This is a genomic window from Ideonella azotifigens (assembly GCF_006519715.1).
GTDB lineage: Bacteria > Pseudomonadota > Gammaproteobacteria > Burkholderiales > Burkholderiaceae_C > Ideonella > Ideonella azotifigens.
Window position 1 is genome coordinate 1 of the sequence record NZ_VIDT01000904.1, and the last position, 1,856, is coordinate 1,856.

Annotated in this window: 3 protein-coding genes; all 3 read right to left on the minus strand. The window is 70.1% G+C overall.

Annotated elements, in window-relative coordinates:
- Nucleotides 1-252 (minus strand): Rrf2 family transcriptional regulator (locus tag FKP22_RS29085; protein ID WP_141291637.1); only part of this gene is annotated, 252 nt, incomplete at its 3' end.
- Nucleotides 249-1,022, minus strand: coding sequence for a molybdate ABC transporter substrate-binding protein (locus tag FKP22_RS29090; protein ID WP_141291639.1), 774 nt, complete (start codon nucleotides 1,020-1,022; stop codon nucleotides 249-251). The genes FKP22_RS29090 and FKP22_RS29085, both read right to left, overlap by 4 nt.
- A 97-nt stretch (nucleotides 1,023-1,119) precedes the next feature.
- Nucleotides 1,120-1,856: putative bifunctional diguanylate cyclase/phosphodiesterase (locus tag FKP22_RS29095; RefSeq protein ID WP_141291641.1), on the minus strand; the 737-nt coding region annotated here is incomplete at its 5' end.

Here is a 1,856-nt window from a genome sequence, read left to right on the forward strand (position 1 = left end):
GGGGCCACCCACCGCGTTGTGCACGTCCAGCAGGGTGATGTCCTTCAGGTTCGCCGCCAGCATCCAGCCGCCCTGGTGGCCCTTCTCCGAGCGGACGAAACCGGCCTGGCGCAGGCCGGCCAGTGTGCGCCGCACGACAGCCGCGTTGGTGCCCAGCATCTGCGCGATGCGCTCCGAGGTCATCGGCTGGTCGTCCCGCGCCATGTGCAGCAGCACGTGCAGCATGCGCGACAGGCGGCTGTCGGTCCTCAAGGCGCGCGCTCCATGCCTTTGGCCGCGAGGATCGCATCCGTGCCGGGCGACTGCAGCGCCGCGAGCAAGGCCCTGACGGCCTCGCTGTGCGCAGCGCTGGCCGCAGCGGCCGGCGGCAGTGCCGCGGCATACACCGTGTAGTTCTGGATCTCGGCCGGCAGCGGGCCGACCAGCACTGCTTCGGGCACCGCCAGGATCTCGCTGATCTGGTGGATCGCCACATCGGCCGAGCCGTCCACCAGCCTGGCCGCCACCAGCCCGCCATTGACCAGCACCGCCTTGGCCCGCACCTGCGGTGCCACGGCCAGCCGCTGGAACAGCTGGTCCAGGTAGATGCCGCTGGAGCCGCCCGAAGCCGGGTCGATGTAGGCCACGTGCCGGGCCGACAGCAGCAGCTGGCGGAAGGCCTCGACCGTGCCGATGTCCGGCAGCGGCGCGCCGCGTGGCACCGCCACGCCAATGGCCACGCGTGCGACCGGTGTGGGCTGTTCGCTGGCGAGCTTGCCGGCTGCCTGCAGCGGCTGCATCGACGCCGGGCTGGAGAACAGCAGGTCAAACGCCTCGTCCGCCAACACCCGCTTCTGCAGCGCGCCCGCGGTGTCGTTCTCGATCTTCAGCGTGTGGCCGGTCTGCTGTTCGAAGCCGGGCTTCAGCGCGAGCAGCACCGGCTTGAAGGCGCCGGCCGACAGGATCTTCAGCTCTGCCGCATGGGCTGCGGAGGCACAGGCTGCCGCGGCAACAAGGAAGGCGATCACGGCACGCGGGTTCATTCAGGCTCCTGTGGGGTCATCGCCTTCGAGCAGGCGGTGGCCAGCAGTGTAGGCAGGGCCACCGGCCCGCGCGCTGCGTTTGCCCGAACCCGGCGGTTCAGTGCAGCTGTGCGGTGATTGGCGGCAGGCGGTGCCAGTCCTGGCGCAGCTGCACGAACTCGGCCAGCGTGCGGGGCTTGGAGACCAGGTAGCCCTGGATCTGCTCGCAGCCGGCCTGGCTCACCGCAGCCAGTTGCTGGGCCGATTCGACGCCTTCGCAGACGGTGCTCATGCCCAGCGCGGTGGCCATCTGGGCGATGGTGCGCACGATGATGCGGGCGTCCTCGCGCAGCAGCACCTCGTTGACAAAGGCGCGGTCGATCTTCAGCGTGTCGAACGGGAAGCGGCGCAGGTAGGCCAGCGAGGAGTAGCCAGTGCCGAAGTCGTCCAGTGCGATCTGCACCCCCAGCGCATGCAGCGCGTGCAGCTGGCTCAGCGCGCCCTGCGCGTTGTCGATGAACACCGATTCGGTGATCTCCAGCTCCAGCATGGTGGCCGGCAGCGCGCAGCTCGCCAACGCCTCGCGCACACTGTCCACGAAGCGCTCTTCCTTGAGCTGCAGCGCCGAGACATTGACCGACACCCGCAGCCCCGCCAGCGGCCCGGCCGCGGCCCGGCAGGCTTCGCGCAGGCCCAACTGGCCCAGCGCGCCGATCAGCCCACATTGCTCGGCCACCGGAATGAACTCCAGCGGCGAGATCGGGCCCAGCGTCGGATGCTGCCAGCGCATCAGGGCTTCGGCACCGACGATCTGCCAGTCGCGGATGTGCACCTTGGGCTGCCAGTGCAGCGCCA